This is a genomic window from Streptomyces sp. AK010, assembly GCF_014207295.1.
GTDB classification, from domain to species: domain Bacteria; phylum Actinomycetota; class Actinomycetes; order Streptomycetales; family Streptomycetaceae; genus Streptomyces; species Streptomyces massasporeus.
Genome location: NZ_JACHCX010000002.1, coordinates 12,240 through 32,865, shown reverse-complemented (window position 1 = coordinate 32,865; position 20,626 = coordinate 12,240). Strand labels below are relative to the sequence as shown.

At 71.1% G+C, this 20,626-nt stretch carries 19 protein-coding genes and 1 pseudogene; 11 read left to right on the top strand and 9 right to left on the bottom strand.

Annotation, left to right across the window (positions count from 1 at the left end):
* Window positions 1-487, top strand: a pseudogene (locus HDC93_RS38095) (N-acetyltransferase); the annotation flags it as partial.
* On the opposite strand, the gene HDC93_RS03320 reads toward HDC93_RS38095, so the two are convergent.
* Window positions 459-1,493 carry a LysR family transcriptional regulator gene (locus tag HDC93_RS03320; protein ID WP_185007029.1) on the bottom strand — a complete coding sequence of 345 codons (1,035 nt, stop codon included), beginning with the start codon at window positions 1,491-1,493 and terminating at the stop codon, window positions 459-461. The pseudogene HDC93_RS38095 and the gene HDC93_RS03320 overlap by 29 nt on opposite strands.
* Window positions 1,494-2,025: 532 nt before the next feature.
* Here HDC93_RS03320 and HDC93_RS03315 point away from each other — a divergent pair.
* The 7 genes from HDC93_RS03315 to pstB all read left to right on the top strand — a co-directional run bounded on the left by HDC93_RS03315 (window position 2,026) and on the right by pstB (window position 10,345).
* Window positions 2,026-4,311, top strand: coding sequence for an RNA degradosome polyphosphate kinase (locus HDC93_RS03315; protein ID WP_398768020.1), 2,286 nt, complete (start codon window positions 2,026-2,028; stop codon window positions 4,309-4,311).
* Complete coding sequence (locus tag HDC93_RS03310) at window positions 4,292-5,473, top strand: CHAD domain-containing protein (RefSeq protein WP_185007024.1); 1,182 nt, start codon at window positions 4,292-4,294, stop codon at window positions 5,471-5,473. Before HDC93_RS03315 ends, HDC93_RS03310 begins: the two co-directional genes overlap by 20 nt.
* Before the next feature lie 51 nt (window positions 5,474-5,524).
* Entirely contained in the window at window positions 5,525-5,959 is a 435-nt protein-coding gene (locus HDC93_RS03305) for an NUDIX hydrolase (protein WP_185007022.1), read from the top strand.
* Between the two features lie 246 nt (window positions 5,960-6,205).
* The gene (pstS, locus tag HDC93_RS03300) at window positions 6,206-7,336 is read left to right on the top strand and encodes a phosphate ABC transporter substrate-binding protein PstS (RefSeq protein WP_185007020.1); all 1,131 of its coding nucleotides are present in this window, start codon (window positions 6,206-6,208) and stop codon (window positions 7,334-7,336) included.
* A gap of 103 nt (window positions 7,337-7,439) precedes the next feature.
* Complete coding sequence (gene pstC / locus HDC93_RS03295; protein ID WP_185007018.1) at window positions 7,440-8,441, top strand: phosphate ABC transporter permease subunit PstC; 1,002 nt, start codon at window positions 7,440-7,442, stop codon at window positions 8,439-8,441.
* Window positions 8,438-9,499 carry a phosphate ABC transporter permease PstA gene (gene pstA / locus HDC93_RS03290; protein WP_185007016.1) on the top strand — a complete coding sequence of 354 codons (1,062 nt, stop codon included), beginning with the start codon at window positions 8,438-8,440 and terminating at the stop codon, window positions 9,497-9,499. Before pstC ends, pstA begins: the two co-directional genes overlap by 4 nt.
* A gap of 69 nt (window positions 9,500-9,568) precedes the next feature.
* Entirely contained in the window at window positions 9,569-10,345 is a 777-nt protein-coding gene (pstB, locus tag HDC93_RS03285; RefSeq protein WP_097217508.1) for a phosphate ABC transporter ATP-binding protein PstB, read from the top strand.
* 717 nt (window positions 10,346-11,062) lie between these two features.
* Here pstB and HDC93_RS03280 read toward each other — a convergent pair.
* Window positions 11,063-12,061 carry an inorganic phosphate transporter gene (locus HDC93_RS03280; protein ID WP_185007013.1) on the bottom strand — a complete coding sequence of 333 codons (999 nt, stop codon included), beginning with the start codon at window positions 12,059-12,061 and terminating at the stop codon, window positions 11,063-11,065.
* Between the two features lie 7 nt (window positions 12,062-12,068).
* Window positions 12,069-12,689: a DUF47 domain-containing protein gene (locus tag HDC93_RS03275; protein ID WP_031105674.1), complete on the bottom strand. Its 621-nt coding sequence runs from the start codon at window positions 12,687-12,689 to the stop codon at window positions 12,069-12,071.
* Window positions 12,690-12,893: 204 nt separating this feature from the next.
* On the opposite strand from HDC93_RS03275, the gene HDC93_RS03270 reads away from it, so the two are divergent.
* Complete coding sequence (locus HDC93_RS03270; RefSeq protein ID WP_221516217.1) at window positions 12,894-13,271, top strand: metal-sensitive transcriptional regulator; 378 nt, start codon at window positions 12,894-12,896, stop codon at window positions 13,269-13,271.
* Window positions 13,272-13,292: 21 nt separating this feature from the next.
* Here HDC93_RS03270 and HDC93_RS03265 read toward each other — a convergent pair whose 3' ends face one another.
* Together HDC93_RS03265 and HDC93_RS03260 are read right to left on the bottom strand one after the other, a co-directional pair.
* Window positions 13,293-13,460: a hypothetical protein gene (locus tag HDC93_RS03265; protein WP_167526760.1), complete on the bottom strand. Its 168-nt coding sequence runs from the start codon at window positions 13,458-13,460 to the stop codon at window positions 13,293-13,295.
* A gap of 91 nt (window positions 13,461-13,551) precedes the next feature.
* Window positions 13,552-14,403: a hypothetical protein gene (locus tag HDC93_RS03260; RefSeq protein ID WP_185007012.1), complete on the bottom strand. Its 852-nt coding sequence runs from the start codon at window positions 14,401-14,403 to the stop codon at window positions 13,552-13,554.
* 137 nt (window positions 14,404-14,540) lie between these two features.
* On the opposite strand from HDC93_RS03260, the gene HDC93_RS03255 reads away from it, so the two are divergent.
* Together HDC93_RS03255 and HDC93_RS03250 are read left to right on the top strand one after the other, a co-directional pair.
* Window positions 14,541-14,711, top strand: coding sequence for a hypothetical protein (locus HDC93_RS03255; protein WP_185007975.1), 171 nt, complete (start codon window positions 14,541-14,543; stop codon window positions 14,709-14,711).
* A gap of 94 nt (window positions 14,712-14,805) precedes the next feature.
* Window positions 14,806-16,356 (top strand): FAD-binding oxidoreductase, encoded by a 1,551-nt coding sequence (locus tag HDC93_RS03250; protein WP_185007009.1) that lies wholly within the window; start codon window positions 14,806-14,808, stop codon window positions 16,354-16,356.
* A 135-nt stretch (window positions 16,357-16,491) separates the two neighbouring features.
* On the opposite strand, the gene HDC93_RS03245 is transcribed toward HDC93_RS03250, so the two are convergent.
* The 4 genes from HDC93_RS03245 to HDC93_RS03230 form a co-directional block, all read right to left on the bottom strand.
* Complete coding sequence (locus HDC93_RS03245) at window positions 16,492-17,190, bottom strand: phosphatase PAP2 family protein (protein ID WP_185007008.1); 699 nt, start codon at window positions 17,188-17,190, stop codon at window positions 16,492-16,494.
* A 246-nt stretch (window positions 17,191-17,436) separates the two neighbouring features.
* Complete coding sequence (locus tag HDC93_RS03240) at window positions 17,437-18,444, bottom strand: NlpC/P60 family protein (RefSeq protein ID WP_030848871.1); 1,008 nt, start codon at window positions 18,442-18,444, stop codon at window positions 17,437-17,439.
* A 164-nt stretch (window positions 18,445-18,608) separates the two neighbouring features.
* A complete protein-coding gene (locus HDC93_RS03235; RefSeq protein ID WP_185007006.1) occupies window positions 18,609-19,319 on the bottom strand; it encodes a serine protease in 711 nt (236 codons plus the stop codon).
* A gap of 336 nt (window positions 19,320-19,655) precedes the next feature.
* Window positions 19,656-20,588 (bottom strand): oxidoreductase, encoded by a 933-nt coding sequence (locus tag HDC93_RS03230; RefSeq protein ID WP_185007004.1) that lies wholly within the window; start codon window positions 20,586-20,588, stop codon window positions 19,656-19,658.
* Between the last annotated feature and the right edge of the window lie 38 nt (window positions 20,589-20,626).

Below are 20,626 nucleotides of genomic sequence, written 5' to 3'. Positions count from 1 at the left end.
CGGCTCCGCGACCTCGCCGCCCTGGTCCGGCTCCGCGACGACGCCACCCGCTGGATGCCGGCCCGTGGCATCACCGGGCAGGGGCGGCCGGGGGAGCTGGACGAGGAGCACTTCCGCCGGGTCACATGGCGCACGGCGAGGTCTGGCCGGCGGAGACCGGCGGGCGCCTGGCCGGTGCCTGGGAGCTGTGGTGGGAGGACGCGGACGTCCGGGGCCCGCAGCCGCCGGTGGCCGGGTACGTGCGCCGGCTGATGGTGGACCGGGCCGCCGCCGCGCCCGGGACGGGGCGGGCGCTGCTGACGGCCGCGGAACGCCGCGTGGCCAAGGCGGGGCGGACCTGGACGCGTCTGGACTGCCTGGCGGGCAACGGGCAGCTCAACGCCTCCTACGTGGACGCCGGTTACCGGGTTGTGGCCGCAAGGAGGGCAAACCGCAGCCGGGTGGGCCGCCCAAGTCCTTCACGCTGCTGGAGAAGCGGGTCGGGTAGGGCCCTGCTGCCCTTCGAAGGTCTGTCCTTCGAGGGTCTGCCCTTCGAGGGTCTGCCCTTTCAGGACTCGCCGCGGGGGTTCGGCCCACGACGGGCGCCAGAGCTCGCCCTCCGGCGGTCGTGGGCGGGTGGCCACCAGGTAGTCGTGGAGCGTCGTGAGGCCGGGATGCGGGTCGTCCGTGCGCCGGAGCAGCGAGTGCGGATAGACCGGGACCGGGTCCACGAGCGGGACGAGACGCAGGTCGTGGGCGACCGGCCAGACGTGCGGGGTCCGTTCGCTGAGGAAGGTGGCCACGGTCGTGGAGCCCGCGATCGTGTCGAGGAGCGCTTCGAGGCCGAAGTTGGGCCCGATGGTGTCGATGGCCGGTCCGAAGGCCGCGGCGAGTTCCTCGTAGTAGGCGTGCCACTCGGTCCCGGGCACGTTGCCCGGCATCCAGATGCGGTGTCCGGCGAGCTGCGCGGTCGTCACCGAGCGGGCCCGGGCGAACGGGTGGCCCGGGCCGACGCAGAGCTGCAGCGGCTCGTCGAGGACCGGGGTGGCCGTGATGCCGTCGGGAAGCCGCTGCCCGGGCATGGTGACGGCACGGAAGGTGGCGTCGACGGCCCCGTCCCGCAGGGCCGTCACGGCGGTCTCCACGTCGAACAGCGTGACGACGTCCAGCGCGATCTCCGGGTGCGCCCGGTGGAAGTGCCGCACCAGCCCGCCGGTGGCGGCCCGACGCCCCACGACGTCGACCCGCAGCGCCCGGTCCCCGGGCCGCACGGCGGCCGTCGCCCGGTCCTCGGCCCGGAGCAGGACCCGGGCGTGCGGCAGCAGGGCCTGTCCGTCGATGGTGAGCTCCGCACCCCTCGGCGTGCGGACCAGCAGCCGCACCCCGAGGTCCTTCTCCAGCGCGGCGATCCGCTTGGACACGGCCTGCTGGGTGAGGGCCAGATCCACGGCGGCCTTCTGGAACTGCCCGGAGTCGGCGATCGCCACGAAGGCGCGTACGGCTTTGAGGTCCACGAAGGGGCAGCCTAGTCACACAACACAGGGTTGTCGGGTGGCTTGGAAATGATCGACTCCTGAGGCAAGGTGCGATCCGGTGCACAACCACCGGATGTGCACCGGCCCTCCGCTAGAAACGGACCCGCCGCCGCGAGGGCACTCCCGGAGCACACGGCCCGCCCGTCAAGGACACTGCGGGGCGTACAGCCCGCCCACCGGGCACCCCCCGGGGCGTACCGCCCGCCCACCGGGCACACACCCGGGGCGTACGGCGTCGCCGAGCGCCGTCCACAGCCTGTGGGCAACCGCACCGGGCCTCACCCCGGCCCTGTGGACGCCCGCGAGCCGCCCCCCGCTATCCCGCACGTCATGTCTCCGTAACCATCGATTCAGACGAGCTTGCGAAGCTCGGCCAATGAATCCCGCCGTGCCAGAGCCTTCCCCGGCCCGTGAGGGTCCCGAGGGAAACGGGAGCACTCATGTGACACCCCCGCTCCCGCCCGCGCTGTCCGACGCGCCTGTGATGCTCGCGGCGCGGAAGAATGGGTCCATGAGCCAGCCGAACACCCAGGCACAGGCCCACCCGTCTCCCGCCACCGCCCGTGGTGGAGGCCCTGCGGGCCACAGCGACAATTCGAACGCGCAGCCCTCCGTGGGCTCCATCGCAGCGCACCGCCCCCACACGGTGGCGGCAGCGGTCTCCGATCTCGAACCGGACATCGACGCCGACCTCGACGCGTACGAGGAGTCGCCGTACGACGGGCCCCAGCTGCCCCAGGGGCGTTTCCTCGACCGGGAACGCAGTTGGCTCGCGTTCAACGAACGCGTGCTCGAACTCGCCGAGGACCCGAACACGCCCCTGCTGGAGCGGGCCAACTTCCTCGCGATCTTCGCCAGCAACCTGGACGAGTTCTTCATGGTCCGGGTGGCCGGTCTGAAGCGCCGCATCGCCACCGGCGTGGCCACCCGCTCCGCCTCCGGCCTCCAGCCCCGCGAGGTGCTGGAGATGATCTGGGCCCGCTCGCGCGAACTCATGGCCCGGCACGCCGCCTGCTACCACGAGGACGTCGCCCCCGCACTCGCGGAGGAGGGCATCCACCTGGTCCGCTGGAACGAGCTGCAGGAGAAGGAGCAGGCCCGCCTGTTCACCCTGTTCCGGCACCAGATCTTCCCCGTGCTGACCCCGCTGGCGGTCGACCCGGCGCACCCCTTCCCGTACATCTCCGGCCTGTCCCTGAACCTGGCCGTCGTCGTACGGAACCCGGTCACGGGCCACAAGCACTTCGCCCGGGTGAAGGTGCCGCCGCTGCTGTCCCGCTTCCTGGAGAGCTCCCCGGGCCGCTACGTCCCCATCGAGGACGTCATCGCCGCCCACCTGGAGGAGCTCTTCCCGGGCATGGAGGTCCTGGAGCACCACGCCTTCCGCCTCACCCGCAACGAGGACCTGGAGGTCGAGGAGGACGACGCGGAGAACCTGCTCCAGGCCCTGGAGAAGGAGCTCATGCGGCGCCGCTTCGGGCCGCCGGTGCGTCTGGAGGTCGAGGAGTCCATCGACCGCGAGGTCCTGGACCTGCTGGTGCGCGAGCTGAAGATCAGCGAGGCCGAGGTGTACCCGCTGCCGGGCCCCCTGGACCTCACGGGCCTGTTCCGCATCGCGTCCCTGGACCGGCCGGAGCTGAAGTACCGCAAGTTCGTCGCCGGCACCCACCGCGACCTCGCCGAGGTCGAGTCGGCGTCCGCGCCGGACATCTTCGCCGCGCTGCGCGAGCGGGACGTGCTGCTGCACCACCCGTACGACTCGTTCTCCACCTCCGTCCAGGCCTTCCTGGAGCAGGCGGCGGGCGACCCGGACGTCCTCGCGATCAAGCAGACCCTGTACCGGACCTCCGGCGACTCCCCGATAGTCGACGCGCTCATCGAGGCCGCCGAGTCCGGCAAGCAGGTCCTGGTCCTGGTCGAGATCAAGGCCCGCTTCGACGAGCACGCCAACATCAAGTGGGCGCGCAAGCTGGAGGAGGCCGGCTGCCATGTGGTCTACGGCCTGGTCGGCCTGAAGACCCACTGCAAGCTGTCGCTGGTGGTCCGCCAGGAGGGCGAGACGCTCCGCCGCTACAGCCACGTCGGCACCGGCAACTACCACCCGAAGACAGCCCGCCTCTACGAGGACCTCGGCCTGCTCACGGCCGACCCGCAGGTCGGCGCGGACCTCTCGGACCTCTTCAACCGCCTCTCCGGCTACTCGCGCCGGGAGACCTACCGCCGTCTCCTCGTCGCCCCCAAGTCGCTGCGCGACGGCCTGGTCTCGCGGATCGCCAAGGAGGTCCAGCACCACCGTGCGGGGCGCCCCGCGCACGTCCGCATCAAGGTCAACTCGATGGTCGACGAGGCCGTCATCGACGCCTGCTACCGGGCGTCCCAGGCGGGCGTGCCGGTGGACATCTGGGTGCGCGGCATCTGCGCGGTGCGCCCGGGCGTGGCCGGCCTGTCCGAGAACATCCGGGTCCGCTCGATCCTCGGCCGCTTCCTGGAGCACTCCCGGGTGTTCGGCTTCGGCAACGGCGGCGAGCCCGAGGTGTGGATCGGCAGCGCCGACATGATGCACCGCAACCTCGACCGCCGGATAGAGGCCCTGGTCCGGGTCACCGACCCGGCCCACCGGGCAGCCCTGAACCGGCTGCTGGAGACCGGCATGTCCGACACGACCGCCTCCTGGCACCTCGGCCCGGACGGCGACTGGACCCGGCATGCGACCGACGCGGACGGACAGCCCTTGCGCAACGTCCAGGAGATGCTCATAGACGCCCGGAGGCGCCGGCGTGGCACAGCAACACCTTGACCCGACGGATCCCCGATCCAGGCCCGTCGGGCCCGTCCCCACCGGTGACGCCCTCGCGGGCTATCTGCGGGCCCAGGCCACGGAGTTCCTCCGAGCGCTGCGCCTGCACCGGGAGACGGGGTCGGGGGCGAACGGCTCGGAGGGGTCCGCCGAGGCGGCCCGCGCCCTGCGCCGCTCGGCCCGGCGCATCAGCGCCGGCCTGCACACGTTCCAGTCCCTCCTCGACTCGGACTGGTGCGAGGCGATGCGCCCCGAACTGGCCTGGGTGTCGGGAACGTTGGCGATGGAGCACGCGTACACGGCCCGTCTGGAGCGCCTGCTGACGGCGCTGCACCGTCTGTCCGGGTCGACGGCGCTGCCGGGGCAGACGGTCGGCGCCGTCGCCGCCGGCCGCGCGGACGCTCCGGCGGGCACGCGCGCCGACCCGGCCGCGGGCGGTAGCGCCGCCCCGGCCGCGCCCGTCCCGCAGCGAGCGGCGTCCCGCGACGCGGGGCTGCGCAACCCGCCGGCCACGGCCGCGGCACCGGAACGCGGCAACCTCACGGTCGGAGCGGCGAAGGCGGGCGCCCTGCTGGACCGCCAGCTGACCCTCGCCCGCACCCGGGCCCACTCCACGGCCCTGCAGGCCCTGGGCAGCAGCCGTTTCCACGCCGTCGCGGACAAGGTCGCCGTCCTGGCCAGCGAGGTCCCGCTCACCAGGGCCGCCGGCGGCACCGACCTGCGCCCTCTCGCCGCCGCCGCCCAGGACCGGCTCACCGACGCCGTGTCCGCCCTCCCCCTCGTCACCGCGGGAAGCCCGTACAACGCCGCGGCCCTCGTCCACGGCCTGTCCCCGGACACGGTCCCGCACCCGCAGGACGCCCCGTGGCACCAGGTCCGCCTGCTGCTGCGCCTGCACCGCTACGCTCGCGAGGCCGTCAGCGGCCCCAAGGGCAACGCCGTGGTCGACCTGCGCCTGCTCTCCGCGGGCCGGGCCCTGAACCGGCACCGGGACGCCTCGGAGGCGGCGGCAGCGGCGGCCCAGGCGGCCCGCACCCCGCGCATCGCCCCGGCCACGGCGTACGCCCTCGGCGTGCTCCACGCCGACCAGCGGCACGAGGTGGAGGCGGCGCGCTTCGCGTTCCAGCAGTGCTGGCAGAAGGAGACCGTCCGCACGTCATGACCGGCCGGTCCGGCATGTCCGGCCACGGCACAGAGGAGGCGGTGAAACCCGGTGAGCACCCCTGAGGACACCACCGTTCAGGCGGCGGGCTGCGTCCTGTGGCGCCACTCCCCCACCACCGGCGAGCCGGAGCTCTGCCTCGTGCACCGGCCGAAATACGACGACTGGTCGTGGCCGAAGGGGAAACTGAAGCGCGGCGAGACGGCACTCGACGGCGCACTGCGCGAGGTCACGGAGGAGACGGGCTGCCGGGCCGAGCCCGGGCCCGAGCTGTCGGCCCTGCGCTATTCGGCGGGCGGCCGCCCGAAGCAGGTCCGCTACTGGGCGGCCGAGGCCGTGTCCTGCGCGTTCTCCCCGACGGACGAGGTGGACCGGGTCCTGTGGCTGACTCCCGCCGCCGCCCGCGACCGTCTCACCCAGCCCCACGACCGGCCGCTGGTCGACGAGCTGCTCGCCGTTCTGCACCTCCCGCGGACGGCCCGCTGACCGGACGGTCCCCATTCGTCCGCAAAAGCGGAATGCCCACGTGCTCTCCCCGTGAGCATTCCGTGACCTCACCAGGCCTTAGGCAGGGGTTCACCCCTCGTTCATTTGTGGCCATCGACGCCTTCACCTGATCTGCCTAATTTCAGCCTTACCGACGCGAGCCGCGCCCACCGAGTGCGACCGCGTCCGCGTCACTCAGACTTCGCACGCCGCCGATCAGGACGGCGGCTCCTGGAAGGAACTCAAGTGAAGCTTCAGCGCATGAACCGGCGGGCCCTCGCTCTCGGTGCTCTCGCCGTCTCCGGCGCCCTGGCCCTCACGGCGTGCGGCTCCGACGAAACCGGCGGCAACAGCAACGGCGGCGACTCCTCCAACGCCGCGGCGCCGAGCAACGTCAAGTGCGACGACGCCAAGGGCCAGCTGCTGGCCGACGGCTCGTCCGCGCAGAAGAACGCCATCGACGCCTGGGTGAAGCAGTTCACCGCGGCCTGCCAGGGCCTCCAGATCAACTACAAGGGCGGCGGCTCCGGCGCCGGCGTCACCGCGTTCACCCAGGGCCAGGTCGCCTTCGCCGGCTCCGACTCGGCGCTCAAGCCCGACGAGGTCACCGCCTCCAAGAAGGTCTGCAAGGGCGGCCAGGGCATCGACCTGCCGATGGTCGGCGGCCCGATCGCGGTCGGCTACAACGTCAACGGCGTGGACAACCTCGTCCTGGACGCCCCGACCCTGGCGAAGATCTTCAACAACCAGATCACCAACTGGAACGACAAGGCGATCCAGAAGCTGAACCCCGACGCGAAGCTTCCGGATCTCAAGATCCAGGCGTTCCACCGCTCGGACGACTCCGGCACCACGGACAACTTCACCAAGTACCTGATGGCCACCGCCAAGAGCGACTGGCCCTACGACGGCGGCAAGACCTGGCAGGCCAAGGGCGGCCAGTCCGCCTCCGGCTCCTCCGGCGTCGCCCAGCAGGTGAAGCAGACCAACGGCGCCATCGGCTACTTCGAGCTGTCGTACGCCAAGGACGGCCTGAAGACGGTCGACCTCGACACGGGCGCCGCCCAGCCGGTCAAGGCCACCGTCGACAACGCCACCAAGGCGATCTCCGAGGCCAAGGTCGTCGGCACGGGCAAGGACCTCTCCCTGGAGCTGAACTACGGCACCAAGGCCGAGGGCGCCTACCCGATGGTCCTCGTCACCTACGAGATCGTCTGCGACAAGGGCAACAAGGCCGACACCCTGCCCGGCACCAAGGCGTTCCTGCGCTACATCGCCTCCGAGGACGGCCAGAAGGTCCTCGCGGAGAACGACTACGCGCCGATCCCCGCCGACATCATCTCCCAGGTCCGCACCACCATCGAGGGCCTGAGCTGACCCGAGTGCGGCCCGGCCCCCTCCCCGGGACCGGGCCGCACCGTCCGGTGCACCGCCGCCAGTGGCCGTACCCCGCGTACGGCTCCGCAGACCGGAGAACCCGATGGGCACACCCACACAGATAACCGACGCTCCTCCCCCCGCTCCGCAGCCGACCGTCGACAAGCGCGCCGCGCGCGGGGCCACCCGGCCCGGAGACCGCATCTTCCTCGGTCTCTCCCGCGGCTCCGGCATCCTGCTGCTGGTGATCATGGCCGCGATCGCGGTCTTCCTCACCTACCGCGCCTCCCTCGCGATCAGCAAGGACGAGGGCAACTTCCTCACGACCTTCCAGTGGGACACCAACCTCGTCCCGCCGAACTTCGGCATCGCCGTCCTGGCCTTCGGCACGGTCGTCTCCTCGATCGTCGCCATGGTCATCGCGGTCCCGGTCGCCGTCTCCATCGCGCTGTTCCTCACGCACTACGCCCCGCGCCGGCTGCGCGGCCCCATCGCGTACGTGATCGACCTGCTCGCCGCCGTGCCGTCCATCGTCTACGGCCTCTGGGGCGCCCTCGTCCTCGTGCCGCACATGAACGGCCTCTTCGGCTGGCTGAACGACTACCTCGGCTGGACCGGCGTCTTCTCCTGGGAGGGCGGCGCCCCCCGCTCGATGCTGACCGTCGGGATCCTGCTCGCGATCATGATCCTGCCGATCATCACCAACGTGAGCCGCGAGGTCTTCCGCCAGGTCCCGCAGATGCACGAGGAGGCGGCCCTGGCGCTCGGTGCCACCCGCTGGGAGGTGATCCGCATGGCGGTCATCCCCTTCGGCCGCTCCGGCGTCATCTCCGCGTCGATGCTCGGCCTCGGCCGCGCCCTCGGCGAGACCATGGCCGTCGCGACCGTGCTCTCCCCGACCTTCGACATCCAGGCCAGCCTGCTCGACCCGGGCGGCGGCACGTTCGCCCAGAACATCGCCAGCAAGTTCGGTGAGGCCACCGAGTTCGGCCGCGACGCGCTGATCGCCTCCGGCCTGGTCCTGTTCGTCATCACCCTGCTGGTCAACGGCGCGGCCCGCGCGATCATCGCCCGCCGCAAGGAGTACTCGGGGGCCAACGCATGAGCACCGCAACCGTGACCCCCAAGGGCCCCAGCACCCTGCGCGGCGCCCGCCTGCCCACGTGGTCCCCGTTCGCCATCGCCGGCGGCTCGATCGCCCTCGCGGTCGGCATCGGCCTGGCCGGCGGCCTGCACAGCCGCGTCCAGTGGGGCCTGATCGCCGCGATCCTCTACGTCGTCGGCACGTACGCCATCGCCGCGGCCGTGGAGGGCAAGCGGCAGGCGAAGGACCGCATCGCGACCTCCTTCGTCTGGGTCGCCTTCCTGCTCGCCGTCGTCCCGCTCGCCTCGCTGATCTGGTCGACTGTCGTGCGCGGCGTGAAGGTCCTCGACGTCTACTTCCTGACGCACTCCATGGGCGTCGTCGCCGACACCGAGCCCGGCGGCGGCATCTACCACGCCATCCTCGGCACCCTGGAGCAGGTCGGACTCGCCACGGTGATCGCCGCGCCGATCGGCGTGCTCACCGCGATCTACCTCGTCGAGTACGGCCGGGGCAACCTCTCCAGGGCCATCACGTTCTTCGTCGACGTCATGACCGGCATCCCGTCGATCGTCGCGGGTCTGTTCATCCTCAGCCTCATGCTGATGTTCGACATGCAGCCCTTCGGCTTCGCCGGCTCGCTGGCCCTGGCCATCCTGATGATGCCGGTCGTCGTCCGCTCCACGGAGGAGATGCTCAAGCTCGTCCCGAACGAGCTGCGCGAGGCCTCCCTGGCGCTCGGCGTCCCCAAGTGGCGCACCATCCTGAAGGTGGTCCTGCCGACCTCCATCGGCGGCATCACCACGGGCATCATGCTCTCGATCGCCCGCATCACCGGCGAGACCGCCCCGGTCCTGCTGCTGGTGTGGGGCAACGCGTTCATCAACGCCAACCCCTTCGAGGGGGCGCAGGCCTCGCTGCCGCTGTACATCTACCAGCAGTACGCGAACAGCGCGGGCTCCGGTGCGGCGTACGACCGCGCCTGGGCGGCGTCGCTCACCCTGATCGCCTTCGTGATGCTCCTGAACCTGGTGGCCCGCGGGATCGCCCGCTGGAAGGCCCCGAAGACCGGTCGCTGACGCGACAACCTGCGGCTACCGCCGCGCGGGGCCACAGCGACCCCCCAGACTTTTGGAAGTGAAGTAGTCATGGCCAAGCGAATCGACGTAAGCGGACTGACCGCCTACTACGGCTCCCACAAGGCGATCGAGGACATCTCGATGACCGTCGAGCCGCGCTCGGTGACGGCGTTCATCGGCCCGTCCGGCTGCGGCAAGTCGACGTTCCTGCGCACGCTGAACCGGATGCACGAGGTGACCTCGGGCGGCCGGGTAGAGGGCAAGGTGCTCCTCGACGACGAGGACCTCTACGGCACGGGCATCGACCCGGTGTCGGTCCGCCGTGAGGTCGGCATGGTGTTCCAGCGTCCGAACCCGTTCCCGACGATGTCGATCTTCGACAACGTGGCGGCGGGGCTGCGGCTGAACGGCAACTACAAGAAGAGCGAGCTGGCGGACATCGTCGAGCGCTCCCTCAAGGGCGCGAACCTCTGGAACGAGGTCAAGGACCGCCTGAACAAGCCCGGCTCGGGCCTGTCCGGTGGCCAGCAGCAGCGTCTGTGCATCGCGCGGGCGATCGCGGTCGAGCCGAACGTCCTGCTCATGGACGAGCCCTGCTCGGCGCTCGACCCGATCTCCACGCTCGCGATCGAGGACCTGATCGGCGAGCTCAAGGAGCGCTTCACGATCGTCATCGTGACGCACAACATGCAGCAGGCGGCCCGCGTCTCCGACCGCACGGCGTTCTTCAACCTGGCGGCGGTCGGCCAGCCCGGCAAGCTCATCGAGATCGACGAGACGGAGCGCATCTTCTCCAACCCGTCGGTCCAGGCCACGGAGGACTACATCTCCGGCCGCTTCGGCTGATCCAGCCCGCCGAATCTCCTCGCGGTGCTGCATGGCGGTGCCACCGCGAGGCCGAAAAAGGGCCCGCCCCTCTCCCAGGGGCGGGCCTTTTCGCGTACGGCTCCGCTGCGAGCGAGGCAGCCACCCAGCCCCGGGCGAGCGCAACCGCCCAGCTGCGGGCGAGCGCAACCGCCCAGCTGCGGGCGAGCACAGCCACCCAGCCACGGGCGGGCCCAGCCACCCAGCTGCGGGCGAGCACAGCCACCCAGCCACGGGCGAGCGCAACCGCCCAGCTGCGGGCGAGCACAGCCACCCAGCCACGGGCGAGCGCAACCGCCCAGCTGCGGGCGAGCACAGCCACCCAGCCACGGGCGAGCACAGCCACCCAGCCACGGGCGAGCGCAACCGCCCAGCTGCGGGCGAGCACAGCCACCCAGCTGCGGGCGGGCCCAGCCACCCAGCCACGGGCGAGCGCAACCGCCCAGCCACGGGCGGGCCCAGCCACCCAGCTGCGGGCGGGCCCAGCCACCCAGCCACGGGCGAGCGCAACCGCCCAGCCACGGGCGAGCGCAACCGCCCAGCTGCGGGCATGAGTGCCGCTGAGGGCGGCACGGGTGGGCGTGGGGCCCCTGCTCGAGCGAAGCCGAGAGCTTGGGGAGGCACCCCGTTCCGCCGGGCTGCGGACCCACCCGGCCTCAGCACAGACCCGCTGAGCTACGGAAACACCGGATTCACGCCCTACAGAAACGCCAGATACACAATCCCGTAGGACGCCGCAGCCACTATCGCCGCAGCCGGCATCGTGATGAACCACCCCAGGATGATGTTCTTGGCGACACCCCACCGCACGGCGTTGACCCGCTTCGTCGCACCCACACCCATGATCGCGGAGGTGATGACATGCGTCGTGGAGATCGGCGCCTTGAACAGGAACGCCGTCGTGAACATGATCGACGCGCCCGTCGTCTCCGCCGCGAACCCCTGCGGCGGATCCAGCTCGATGATCTTCCGCCCCAGCGTCCGCATGATCCGCCATCCACCGGCGTACGTGCCCAGCGACAGCATCACCGCGCAGGCGATCTTGACCCACACCGGGATCGGATCGCCGTAGTCCTCGACATCGGCGATGACCAGCGCCATCACCACGATGCCCATCGTCTTCTGCGCGTCCTGCAGACCGTGCCCCAGCGCCATGCCGGCCGCCGAGACGGTCTGCGCTATGCGGAAGCCCCTCTTGGCCTTGTGCGGGTTGGCCTTCCGGAAGATCCACATGATCGCGGTCATCACCAGATAGCCGGCCAGCAGACCGACCACCGGGGAGATGAACATGGGGATGACGACCTTCTCCAGCACCCCGCTCCAGTAGACGGTCGTCCCGCCGGCCAGAGCCGCGCCGACCATCCCGCCGAACAGCGCGTGCGAGGAGGAGGACGGCAGCCCGAAGTACCAGGTGATGAGGTTCCAGACGATGGCGCCCACCAGCGCGGCGAAGAGGATCCCCATCCCCTTCGACCCGGTCGGTGTCTGGATCAGGCCCTCACTGACGGTCTTGGCGACCCCGGAGCCCATGAACGCACCGGCGAGGTTCATCACCGCGGCCATGGCCAGCGCGGCCCGCGGCGTCAGCGCCCGCGTCGAGACGGACGTGGCGATCGCGTTCGCGGAATCGTGAAAACCGTTGGTGTACGTGAAGAAGAGCGCGACCCCGATGGTCACGACCAGAGCAAGGGTGTCCATGAAGGGCTCAGGACTCCTTGACGGCGATGGTCTCCACCGTGTTCGCCACGTGCTCGAAGGCGTCCGCCGCTTCCTCCAGCACATCCACGATCTGCTTGAGCTTCAGCACGTCCATGGCGTCGTACTTGCCGTTGAAGAGGTGCGCCAGCAGCTTGCGGTGGATCTGGTCGGCCTGGTTCTCCAGCCGGTTGACCTCGATCCAGTACTCGGTGAGGTTCTCCATGGTGCGCAGGTGCGGCATCGCTTCGGCCGTCAGCTCGGCGGCGCGCGCCAGGACCTCGATCTGCTGCTCGACGCCCTTGGGCAGTTCCTCCACGTTGTAGAGGACGACCAGGTCGACGGCCTCCTCCATGAAGTCCATGATGTCGTCGAGGGACGACGCGAGGGAGTAGATGTCCTCACGGTCGAACGGCGTGATGAAGGAGGAGTTCAGCTGGTGGAAGATCGCGTGCGTGGCGTCGTCACCTGCGTGTTCCGCTGCCCTCATACGCTCTGCGATCTCGGCCCGGGCGGGTGAGTCCGCCCCGAGCAGTTCCATCAGGAGCTTCGAGCCCGTGACGATGTTGTCCGCGGAGGCGGCGAACATGTCGTAGAAGCTCGTCTCCCTGGGGGTCAGACGAAAGCGCACGTGGGGTCCTCGGGGTGCTTCGGTTTCGGTCAGGCTGATGCTAGGCGCAACATCCGGCCACGGCTATCGGGCCGCCCACCAGTGTCACCCATCGGGCACGGTGATGAGCACGGGGGCGGTTCCCAGGGCCGTATACCCGGCAAAGTTCGGTACCATATACCCACCAGGGGTATATGTCGGCCCACTGCCCACCAGGAGGAAGCGATGACGGACGTGACCGACGCAACAGATGTCGCACATGTCACCACCGGCACCGCCGACACCACCGGTGCGGACGGGACGGCCGATCACGACCACGGCGTGCACGGGTATCACAAGCAGAAGGACGAACACCTCAAGCGGCTGCGCCGTATCGAGGGCCAGATCCGCGGCCTGCAGCGCATGGTCGACGAGGACGTCTACTGCATCGACATACTCACGCAGGTCTCCGCCTCCACCAAGGCCCTGCAGTCCTTCGCCCTGCAGCTGCTCGAGGAGCACTTGCGGCACTGCGTGGCGGACGCCGCCCTGAAGGGGGGCGACGAGATCGACGCGAAGGTCAAGGAGGCGACCCAGGCGATCGCCCGCATGCTGCGGACGTGAGCCGGGTCCCACGGCCCGTGGTCAGCCTCTGGAGGAGTCCCGCTCCTCGGCCACTTTCAGCACCTCGTCGATGCTCTCCAGGCTGAGCCGTTCCCGGGCGGCCGAGGCCGCGATGATCAGCTCTCCGCACAGCTCGATCTCGGCGAGGGCCACGTGGTCCTGAACTGCCGTACCGCCGACCGGAGCCACGTGCGTCACCTCATCTCTGCCGTTACCGACTTCCTAGAGTAGGGAGCGGCCTACACACCGCGCATGGCACGGACGGGCTAGTTCACGCCGGTCACTCCTCGGCGATCTTGCCCGCGTAGATGTCCTCGGTCCGGGGCAACCGTACGCGCACCGAGGCCCCGAAATCGTAGAGCAGCGTGGTCGAGGCGACGGCGACCGGGCTCTTCTGCCGGCCGTTCAGGAAGCTGAAGCCGTGCCTGACCTTGCGGATGCGCCCCTCGTCGTCGAGGTAGGCGTCGAACGGCACCTCGGCGGTGGCGAACCCCCCGGCCGCCGCCTTCAGGGGGCCCTTGTTCCCCTCGGTGGCCCGCCGGGCCGCGTCACCCAGGTGCGCCGTCCCCCGGTAGTGCCGCACCCCGGTTCCCGCGACCTCCGTCCGGCCCATGTACGTCGCCGTCCGCGTCCCGAGCAGCACCTCCGCCGCCGTGAACGGATCGGTGGCCCCGCCGGTGACGAGGTTCCCGTCGGACAGCGTCCGCGTGTCCACCCGCACCCACTTGTCGGCCGGTACACCGGCGCCCCGGTTCTTCATGAACAGCGCACCCGGCGCGAGCAGTTCGGTGATCGGCCGGCGCTCGGCGACCCCGGCGGGATCCTGCGGCAGCAGCACCTTCAACTGCCCCATCCGCTTGCGGTAGTCGTACACCCCGGCGCCCCGGATGGTCACCCGGGTCCCGCCGGCGGCCATCTCCATCGACGTACGGGCCCTCGAACTCCCCGCGCCGATCAGCCGGTCGGCCGCCTTCCGCAAGGTGACGACCGCGTCCCCGCCGCGGGAGTCCCCGGCGACCGCGTCACCCCCGGCACACCCCGTGGCGCCCAGCCCCGCCCCCGCCAGGAGCCCGGCCGCGACGACCGCCGCGCCCGCCCGCCTGTGCCGCCGTTCCCGCTGCCGCCCAGTCATCGCCTGCCTACCCCCAGCCGGTACGTCCGTCACGGGCCCCTCGTTGTCCCGGTTAACGACGGGTTTGTGCCCCCGTCACGCGCGCCCGTGCCGACCGGCATACGAACCCTTTACCTGCGCTGGGTAACGTTGTCGGTGTGGCGCAGCAGGACGGGCCGGAAACTCCCCCCAACCTCCCGGAACACCGCACGTCGACCATGGAGAAGGGCCGTTTCTGCATGGCCCACTGCATCTGCGGCTGGCGCGGCCCGGCCCGCAGAGCGAGAAGCCAGGCGCGCACGGACGCGGAGAAGCACGCGACGGCCTGAGACCCGTGGCGGACGCCGATCGGTCGCTGCCGGACCGGTGGAACCCCCACCCCCCGTCGTCCCGTCTCCCAGGGCGGAACCACCGGGAGGCCCCATGGAACGGCGCACGATCCTCACAGCCGGCACGGCGGCGGTCGCGACGGCCGCGACCCCCTTCACCACCGCCTGCACACAGTCGGGCACCCGCTCCGGGGCCGCGGCCACCAACGCCGCGCACACCACCACGTCGAGAGCCACCGCCGCCAACTGGTCCGCTCTGGCCCGCGACCTCGACGGCCCCCTGATACGCCCGGGCGACGCCAACTGGCCCGCGGCCCGGCAGCTCTACAACACCCGCTTCGACAACCTGAAGCCCGCCGCGGTCGCGTACGTGTCCCACCCGGACGACATCCGCACCACCCTGGCCTACGCCCGCGCCCACGCCCTGCGCGTGGCGATCCGCAACGGCGGCCACTCCTACGCCGGCTGGTCCTCGGGCGACGGCCGTCTGATCGTCGACGTCTCGAAGCTCAACCGCGTCCGGGCCTCCGGCACCACCGCGGTGGTGGGCGCCGGCGCCAAACTCATCGACGTCTACCGCGCCCTCGCCGCGAAGGGCGTCACGATCCCCGCCGGTTCCTGTCCGACGGTCGGCGTCTCGGGCCTCACCCTCGGCGGCGGCCACGGCGTGGTCTCCCGGGCCTACGGCCTGACCTGCGACAGCCTCACCCGGGCCACGCTGATCACCGCGGACGGCAAGCAGCTCGCCGCCGACGCCCGCGAGAACAAGGACCTCTTCTGGGCCCTGCGCGGCGCGGGCAACGGCAACTTCGGCGTGGTCACGGAGCTGCACTTCAGGACCCACCCGGCCCCGCAGGGCGTCTCGGCGTATCTGTCCTGGCCCTGGTCGAAGGCGGCCGCGGTGGTGAAGGCCTGGCAGGAATGGGGCCCGTCACAGCCCGACGAGATCTGGTCGTCCCTGCACCTGGCGAGCGCCGCGGGCGGTACTCCGACGGTCTCGGTGGCGGCGTTCTCCCTCGGCACCCACGGCGAACTCAAGAACGCCGTCGACCGCTTGGCCGACCGCGTCGGCGCCCCGGCCCGCAGCGTCTCCCTGAAGCGCCGCTCGTACGAGGAGTCGATGGAGGTGTACGCGGGCTGCTCGTCGTTCCCGACGGACGCGCAGTGCCATCTGCCCGGCGCGACCCCGGGCCGCTCCCCGAAGGGCGCGCTGGGCCGTGAGACGTACGCGGCGGCGTCGGACTTCTTCGACCGGTCCCTCTCCACGGCGGGCATCCGCACGCTGCTGTCCCAGATGGCTTCGGTGCGTGGCGGCTCGGGCAGCATCGCGCTGACCGCCCTCGGCGGCGCGGTCAACCGCGTCGACCCCACGGCCACGGCGTTCGTCCACCGCCGCTCGCGGATGCTGGCCCAGTACATCGGGGCGTGGCGGGCCGGCACGAGCGGTGCGACGTCCCGCGGCTGGCTGGCCTCGGCCCACAAGGCGATGCGCCCGTACGCCTCGGGGGCGGCCTACCAGAACTACACGGACCCGACGCTGACCGACTGGCGCAAGGCGTACTACGGAGACGCGGCGACCCGCCTGGCCAAACTGAAGAAGCAGTACGACCCCCACCGCTTCTTCATGTATCCCCAGGCGCTGTAGGCGGGTTGTCCCCGGGCGCGGCAGGGCGCGGCAGGCGGCTCACGCCGTCGCGCCCGGCGGCCGGCGCGCCGGCCAGCTGAGAGAGACTGCGTCCTTCAGCCGCCCCGCGACGCCGACATGATCCAAACGACATTCCTAGGCGGCGAGGTCCCGCTCCGAGGTCCGCTCGCTGCGGGCCTCGGGGATCACCGAGTCGTCCCGCTCCGCCCGCCCTCTGCCGCGCACGAGCCATCCCACCCGGGGCGAGCGCTCGACGGCCTCCATCACGGGCGTCAGCAGAGCCATGGCGAGCGGCGACAGCAGCAGCGCCACGGCCGTCCCCAGCGCGAACCCGCCCACGACGTCGGTCGGGTAGTGCACGCCCATGTAGACGCGGATGAACCCGCCGAACAACGCCAGCACGAGCGCGACGAGCCCGAACCTGCGGTTCGCGACGAACAGCCCGACGGCCATCGCCATGACGATCGTCGCGTGGTCGCTGACGAACGAGTAGTCGGTCTTGCCCTGGACGAGCACCTCGAGCCCCTGGTGGTCCAGGAACGGCCGGGGCCGCTCCACGAAACCCCGTATGGGCACGTTCACCAGCACGGCGATCCCGGCGGCCAACGGCGCCCAGACCAAGGCCGCGACGGTGGATGCCGCGTCCTCGTCGCCCCGGCGCCGCACGGACCACCAGCACCACACCACGAGCAGGACGATGGCGAGCAGCAGCCCGTACTCACCGACGTACTCCATGACGCGGTCGAACCAGCCCGGCGCGTCCTTGGCCAGGCCATTGATGTCGTACAGCAGGTCGACGTCGGGGTTCGACCCGGAATCGGCGAGTCCAGCCATGGTGCTGCGGCCCCTTCGTCGTCTCTCCCGGCGCACCTGGGCGTGCGCCGCTCCTGCCACCCCCGTGGTTGTAGATCCGCTTCCGCCGCACGCGTGCATGACACGTGCCGAATGAACGTCTGCTCGGCTACGTCAACAGGAACGCATGGTCCCCGTCGATACGTTCCACACTCCACCGAATGATCACGCAGACGTTATCGAAGAGAGACACGTCTTCGCAGCTCAGGGGTTGGGTTTACACACGGTTCACACCGTCGTGGGCAGTGCTTTCGCGCCATCTTCGGTGACGCGGGTGGCTCCGAAGTAGTCGGGGGTGTCGATCGGGTCGAATCGGATGACGGCACCGGTCCGGGGCGCGTCGATCATGTACCCGCCCCCGACATAAATGCCGACATGCCGGATGGCACGGGAATTGGTCAGGTCGTCCGAGAAGAACACCAGGTCGCCGGGGAGCAGTTCGTCCCGCGAGGGGTGCGGACCGGCGTTGTACTGGTCGTTGGCGACACGCGGGAGCTTGATGCCCACGGTCTCGTAGGCGGCCTGCGTCAGTCCCGAGCAGTCGAAGCGTCCGCCCTGCTCAGCGGTGCCGGTGCCGCCCCAGAGGTAGGGCGTGCCCAGTTTCTTCTGCGCGTACTCGATGGCGGCGGCGGCCTGCTCGGAGGGATCGACCCGCCCGACCGGCGCCGCGAAGCTCTCCGAGAGCGTCGTGATCCGCTTCACGTAGTTGCGGGTCTCGCTGTACGGCGGCACGCCCCCGTACTTGATCACCGCGTATGCCCCCGCGTTGTAGGCGGCCAGCATGTTTTCGGTCGCATTCCCGCCAACCTTCTTCACGTACGACGCGAGTTCGCAGTCGTACGAGGCGGCCGAGGGAATCGCGTCCTTCGGGTCCCACACGTCACGGTCGCCGTCGCCGTCGCCGTCGATGCCGTGACTGGCCCAGGTGCCGGGGATGAACTGCGCTATCCCCTGCGCGGCGGCGTGGCTCTGGGCCCTGGGGTTGAAGCCGCTCTCCTGGTAGAGCTGGGCGGCGAGCAGGGCCGGGCTGATGGCGGGGCAGAGGTTGCCCCACTTCGCCACGAGGGACGCGTACGCGGCGGGCACCGACCCCTTGGCCAGCGATTTCGCCCCACCGCCAACGCCGTTGACCAGGTTCCCCGCGACGAGGTAGACCCCGACGACGAGCAGCATCACGAAGGCCAGGGCGGAACTGATGGCGACACCCGCCACGATCCATGCCTTACGCACCGTCAACCGCCCCTCACCGCCCAGGAGTCCGTTGGTCAGTGTAGAGGCGGCCGGCACGCCCGGGAATGATCAGAGGGAGGAGAGTCGGGGGCGGACGGAGGAACGGGGCACGGCACGGGCGGCACGGTGAGAGCACTGCGGCTCCGGCCGGCGCACGGGGTCGCGGCGCGTCACGGGTGCCCCGCCGCTTGCCGGTACAGCCGCCGGGCCTCCGCGCCGAGGACCACGCTGTAGGAGACCCCGGGGGTCGTCCCGCCCTGGTCGTGCCCGCCGAGGACACCGACGACCTCCCCGTCCCCGTTGACCCAGGGGCTGCCGCTCGTGCCCCCACTGAAGCCGGGGCACGCGACGCGCTGCTGGGTACGGTCGAACGCGGCCGGCTTGTCGGTGCAGCTGACGGGCGTCTCGCGGGCGTCGGGGTACCCGGTGACGGTCACGCCGGTGGCCCCCGTGGCCGTACCGGTCACGAACCGGTTCCCGCCGACGACGTCCTGGACCTCCCTGCCGCCGCGCGGCGCGAGCACGGCGAATCCCACGTCACTGTCCTCGTGCCGCCCCTCGACCCACCCGCGGGGCAGGAACCGCCGCCGCACCTTCCACTCCCCGTAGGGCGCACGCCCGTCCCGGTAACCCGGCACGAACACCAGCCCTCCGTCGCCGCCCAGACAGTGCGCCGCGGTGACGATCAGATCCCGGTGCGGCGCGTCCACCACGGACGCCGTACAGAAGTGCCCTCCCCCTGCGGCCCGCAGGAGCACCCCGACCCGGGCGTCGCGCACGGTGACGGTCACACCGAAGGGCCCGGCCCCGTCGTCGGCGGTCGCGGTGGACGTGGTGATGAGGCCGACGAGGACCACGGCCACGGACAGGACACGCTTCACCGGAACGACTGTGCCGGACGAAGGTGAGAGGAACGTCAGACAACGGTCTGTCCGCCGGACGCCGCCCCCGTAAAGGCAGCCGCCTGCCCGCCGGTCGCCTGCCTGCCCGCCAACCACCAGGCTGTCCGTCAGGCACCCGCCTGCCCGCCGGTCGCCTGCCTGCCCGTCAATCACCCGGCTGTCCGCCAGGCACCGCCTGCCCGCCAGTCGCCTGCCTGTCCGTCAACCACCCGCCTGTCCGTCAGGCGCTCGCCTCCTCGTCGGACGCCGAACTCCTCGTCGGACGCGGACCTCCTCCTCAGACGCCGAACTCCTCGTCGGACGCGGACCTCCTCCTCAGACGCCCGCCTCCTCGCCCCGCGACAGCGGGAAGTGCGTCCCCGTCAGCTCCTCCGAGACCCGCCACAGCCGCCGGGCCGTCAGCGGGTCCCCGGCCGCGCGGGAACGGCCCACCAGGGTCGGCCTGCCGCGCATCTCACCCAGGCCGTCGGGGCCCACGTAGCTCGCCCCGGGGAGGTCCTCGGTGGCGGCGTAGAGGGTGGGGAGGGCGCCCGCGCGGTCGTCCTGGGCGAAGAACCGGTTGCCGAGGCGCATGAAGGCGCGCAGCACCGGGTTGGCCGCGTGGCTCTGGAGGTTGGTGGCCGCGTAGCCGGGGTGGGCGGCCAGGGCGCGGACCGGGGACCCCGACTCGGTGAGCCTGCGCTGGAGTTCCAGGGTGAACAGGAGGTTGGCGAGCTTGGACTGGGCGTAGGCGCGTTGCGGGGTGTAGTCCGCCGCCATGTCCAGGTCGTCGAAGCCGATCCTCGCACCGCCCCAGCGGTGGGCGCCCGAGGAGACCGTGACGACGCGGCCGGTGATGTGCGGCAGCAGCAGGTTCGTCAGGGCGAAGTGCCCGAGATGGTTCGTGCCGAACTGCATCTCGAAGCCGTCCTTGGTGCGCTGCCTGGGGAGCATCATGACGCCGGCGTTGTTGACGAGAAGGTGCAGCGGCTCCTGCCAGGCGTCGGCGAACGCCCGCACGGAGGCCAGGTCCGCCAGGTCCAGCGGGCGCACCTCGGTGCTGCCCGGCACGGTCGCCGCCGCGGCCCGCCCGCGCTCGGTGTCCCGTACGGCGAGGACGACGTGCGCCCCCGCCCGGGCCAGTGCGTGGGTCGCGGTGAGGCCGATGCCGCTGTTGGCGCCGGTGACCACGACGGTCCGCCCGTCGAGGCCCAGGAGGCGGTCCGCGCTCCACGTCTCGCTGCTCTGTGTCTTCGTCTTCTCAGCCATGCCCCCGAATGTAGGCGGTGCCAACAATGCTGTCAATG

Excerpts from the sequence above, each read along its gene's own strand:
- HDC93_RS03250 (WP_185007009.1), top strand. The coding sequence starts at position 14,806 with ATGGAACGGCGCACGATCCTCACAGCCGGCACGGCGGCGGTCGCGACG.
- HDC93_RS03245 (WP_185007008.1), bottom strand. The coding sequence starts at position 17,190 with ATGGCTGGACTCGCCGATTCCGGGTCGAACCCCGACGTCGACCTGCTG.
- pstA (WP_185007016.1), top strand. The coding sequence starts at position 8,438 with ATGAGCACCGCAACCGTGACCCCCAAGGGCCCCAGCACCCTGCGCGGC.
- HDC93_RS03280 (WP_185007013.1), bottom strand. The coding sequence starts at position 12,061 with ATGGACACCCTTGCTCTGGTCGTGACCATCGGGGTCGCGCTCTTCTTC.
- pstB (WP_097217508.1), top strand. The coding sequence starts at position 9,569 with ATGGCCAAGCGAATCGACGTAAGCGGACTGACCGCCTACTACGGCTCC.
- HDC93_RS03260 (WP_185007012.1), bottom strand. The coding sequence starts at position 14,403 with ATGACTGGGCGGCAGCGGGAACGGCGGCACAGGCGGGCGGGCGCGGCG.
- HDC93_RS03315 (WP_398768020.1), top strand. The coding sequence starts at position 2,026 with ATGAGCCAGCCGAACACCCAGGCACAGGCCCACCCGTCTCCCGCCACC.
- pstC (WP_185007018.1), top strand. The coding sequence starts at position 7,440 with ATGGGCACACCCACACAGATAACCGACGCTCCTCCCCCCGCTCCGCAG.
- HDC93_RS03230 (WP_185007004.1), bottom strand. The coding sequence starts at position 20,588 with ATGGCTGAGAAGACGAAGACACAGAGCAGCGAGACGTGGAGCGCGGAC.
- HDC93_RS03270 (WP_221516217.1), top strand. The coding sequence starts at position 12,894 with ATGACGGACGTGACCGACGCAACAGATGTCGCACATGTCACCACCGGC.